At 51.7% G+C, this 3891-nt stretch carries 4 protein-coding genes; all 4 read left to right on the top strand.

All coding sequences use genetic code 11. The annotated features are described in order from the left end of the window. Positions 1-925 (top strand): N-acetylmuramoyl-L-alanine amidase (locus HKN79_07465; GenBank protein ID NNC83399.1); only part of this gene is annotated, 925 nt, incomplete at its 5' end. A 16-nt stretch (positions 926-941) separates the two neighbouring features. Next, on the top strand, positions 942-1961 hold the full coding sequence (locus HKN79_07460; GenBank protein ID NNC83398.1) for an MCE family protein: 1020 nt from the start codon (positions 942-944) through the stop codon (positions 1959-1961). 3 nt (positions 1962-1964) lie between these two features. After that, the gene (locus HKN79_07455) at positions 1965-3287 is read left to right on the top strand and encodes a (Fe-S)-binding protein (GenBank protein NNC83397.1); all 1323 of its coding nucleotides are present in this window, start codon (positions 1965-1967) and stop codon (positions 3285-3287) included. Beyond that, the coding region (locus HKN79_07450) for a (Fe-S)-binding protein (protein ID NNC83396.1) at positions 3284-3891 on the top strand (608 nt) is incomplete at its 3' end. The genes HKN79_07455 and HKN79_07450, both read left to right, overlap by 4 nt.

The raw sequence follows: 3891 nt of genomic DNA, 5'->3' as shown, positions 1-3891 counted from the left end.
CAAGGTCTACTACACACGCACAGGCGATACCTATCCCGAACTGCACGAGCGCACCAAGATGGCCAATCGGATGGAGGTCGACCTCTTCGTATCCATTCATTGCGATGCCTTTACCAAAGAATCAGCCTATGGATGCGGAAGCTATGTCATGGGACCGGCCAAGACTGAGGCCAATCTGCGTATGGCACAGAAAGAGAATGCCGCTATGCTCAACGAGGTGGACTATGAGAAGAACTATGGCGGATTCGATCCCTATAGCCCAGAGAGTTATATCGAACTGAGCTTGAGGCAGAACGCTTTCCAGACCCAGAGTCTCAGTTTTTCTGAAAAAGTCCAGCGTCAATTCCGCGAGCGGGTAGGGCGCAAGGACCGAGGAGTCAAGCAAGCTCCCTATTGGGTGATCTCATTCACCACCATGCCGAGTGTCCTGGTCGAACTGGGATTCTTGACCAATAAGAAAGAAGAGGACTTTTTGCGCTCCACGCAAGGGCAGGAGTATATGGCCTCTGCGATATACAGGGCCTTCAAAGAATACAAGGCCGAGATAGAAGGAGTGGAATATCGACCTGGTCCATCACCTGTCATAGAGCAGGATACAGAAGAAACGGTCGAAGAATCCACAGAGGCAGAGGATCGAGCTGAAGTGAAGACCGGTAAGGACGGGATCTATTTCACCGTGCAGATCGCTTCTGCCAGCGCACCTGTGCAGCTCATCCCGGAGAATTTCAAAGGCCTGGAGGGTGTGACAGAGCACGAGAGTGGAGGTCTCTATAAATATACTTACGGCCATGCGGTCAAATACAAACGGGCCAAGGATCTGGTCAAAGAGGTCGAAGAGCATGGCTACAAAGGCACTTTCATCATCGCTATGAAGGATGGTGAACGGATGGATCTCGGAGAGGCCATCCTAACAGTTGGAAAGTAATATCTTTCACCACTGAATGCGCTTATCCAAGGAGTTCAAAATAGGGGCCATCATGATTGCGGCCGTGGCGGCCCTATTCATCGGGGTCCAGTACCTCAAAGGGAATGACCTCTTCAACCGTTCCCGCGTATTCTACGGCATCTATAACAATGTATCCGGTCTGGCAGAAGGTAGCCCGGTGACCATCAATGGCCTACAAGTGGGTCAGGTCAAGAGCATCCGATTCATCGATAGTCAGAGTGGGCACTTATTGGTCTCCTTCGTGGTCACGAATAAGGATATCCAGTTCTCACGCGACTCCAAGGCCCATCTGCAAAGCCCCGAACTCATGGGAGGGACCAATGTGGCCATCCTATTCGGTAATAGCATAGAGATGGCCCAATCTGGAGATACCTTGGAAACAAGCGCTGAACAGGGGCTCGTAGATGCGGTCAATGCGCAGATCGCTCCGCTTCGGGCCAAGACCGAGAGCATGGTCGCCTCGATCGATTCTGTGATGACCGTGATGGAGGTACTCCTGAGAGAAGATGCCCGCCCCAATCTGGAGAAGAGCTTCGTCAGCATTCGTAAGACCTTGGAATCGCTGGAGAGCACATCCAATCGACTGAACAACATCATGGCTTCGGAGAGTGAGCGTCTCAGTGCCATTTTTGCCAATGTGGAGAGTATCACCAAGAATCTGGAAGAGAACAACGATGAACTCACGACCATCCTAGGGAACTTTGCCCAGATCAGCGATACCCTTGCTAAAGCTGATATCGCTCGAGTGATCGCTCAGACGGGGACTGCTCTGGAGTCCACATCGTCCATTCTGGCCAAGATCGACTCGGGTGAAGGCTCATTGGGAATGTTGATCAATAACGATTCCCTCTACAGGAATCTGGAGATGGCATCCAATAATCTGGATGCGCTTTTAGAAGACATACGGGTGCATCCAAAACGCTATGTCAGCTTCTCACTTATCGAACGAAAGGAGAAACAGCTTAAATTGACCAAGCGGGAAGTGCAGCAATTGCAGGAAATACTCAATCAATAAGTCATGGGCCTGGGCAACATCATATTCATTGTATGCCTGATCATCGGAATCGGACTCTTCATCAGACGCATACGTCAAATCCGATTCTTTGTAGCGCAAGGCAAGGATGTGGACATATCTGATCGGAAGTCAGAACGCTGGGCGACTATGGCCAGAGTGGCCATGGGGCAATCCAAGATGGTCGACCGCCCCATTGCTGGCCTGCTCCATATCGTCATCTATGTGGGTTTCGTTCTGATCAATATCGAAGTCTTGGAGATCCTGATCGATGGCATCTTCGGCACCCATCGCTTCTTTGCGGATTATCTCGGTAGGGCCTATGGCTACCTGATCGCCTTCATCGAGATTTTGGCCCTCTTGGTCTTCGTAGTCTGTGTCATTTTCTTGATCAGACGTAATATCATGCACATCCGGAGATTCCATCTGTCCGAGATGACCAAATGGCCCAAAGCGGATGCCAATATCATCCTGATAGCCGAGATCCTCCTTATGGGGGCATTGCTCAAGATGAATGCGACCGATCAATTGCTTCAGGAGCGCATACCGGATGTCTATCACGAAGCCGGCAGCTTCCCCGTCAGTGCGTGGTTGACCCCATTCTTCCAAGATTTCTCTACCGGCACCTTGATCACCTTCGAGCGCATGTTCTGGTGGTTCCACATCCTCGGGATACTCGCCTTTTTGAACTATGTGCCCTACAGCAAGCACTTCCACATCTTCTTGGCCTTCCCCAATACCTTTTATTCGAATCTCGAACCTCGGGGCCGATTCGATAACATGGAGAGTGTGAAGCGGGAAGTGGAACTGATGATGGATCCCAGTGCCGATCCATATGCTGCCCCACCTGCTGATGCGCCACCTCCAGAGACCTTTGGGGCCAAAGACGTGACCGATCTGACCTGGAAGAATCTACTTGATGCCTACTCCTGTACAGAGTGCGGACGGTGTTCATCGGTCTGCCCGGCCAATATGACCGGGAAGAAACTCAGCCCACGGAAGATCATGATGGATACGCGTGATCGCGCGGAGGAATTAGGGAACCACCGATTGAAGAACGGGAAGGAAGAGCACGATGGAAGGTCCTTACTGCATGACTTCATCACCGAAGAAGAGCTGTGGGCATGCACGAGCTGCAATGCCTGTGTGGAGGCCTGTCCAGTGCTGATCGATCCCTTGGATATCATCATGGACCTTCGTAGGAATCTGATCATGGAAGAATCGAAATCTCCTGAGAGCATCACAGCCATGTTCAACAATATCGAGAACAATGGAGCGCCCTGGGCCTTCTCCATGGCCGATAGGGATAAATGGACCACAGAATCATGAGTGACCTCAATGTAAAGAGCATAGCCGCTTTGGCGGCCGAAGGCAAGGAACCAGAAGTCCTCTTCTGGGTGGGATGCGCAGGGAGTTTCGATGACCGCGCCAAGAAGATCACCCGGGCTTTTGCCAAGATCCTCAACAATGCCGGAGTGGACTATGCCATTCTCGGAAAAGAGGAGAGTTGTACAGGAGATCCTGCTAAGCGCGCAGGGAACGAATTCCTCTTCCAGATGCAGGCCTTCTCCAATATACAGGTGCTGAACGCCTATGGAATCAAGCGCATCGTGACGACCTGCCCGCATTGCTTCAATACCTTGAAGAATGAGTATCCGGAATTGGGTGGCGACTATGAGGTCATGCACCATACCACATTTATCAATCAATTGATCACCGAAGGGCGATTGACCGTAGAAGGAGGAGCATTCAAAGGCAAGCGCATCACCTTCCATGATCCCTGCTACCTCGGACGAGGAAATGGCATCTATGAAGCTCCGCGCACGCTCATCCAGAAGCTCGATGCCGAACTGGTGGAGATGAAGCGCTGCCGGGCCAAGGGGCTGTGCTGCGGTGCGGGAGGAGCGCAGATGTTCAAAGAAGCCGAACCCGG

The sequence above is a fragment of the Flavobacteriales bacterium genome (assembly GCA_013001705.1).
Lineage (GTDB): Bacteria > Bacteroidota > Bacteroidia > Flavobacteriales_D > JABDKJ01 > JABDLZ01.
This window is presented reverse-complemented; position numbering and strand designations above follow the sequence as displayed.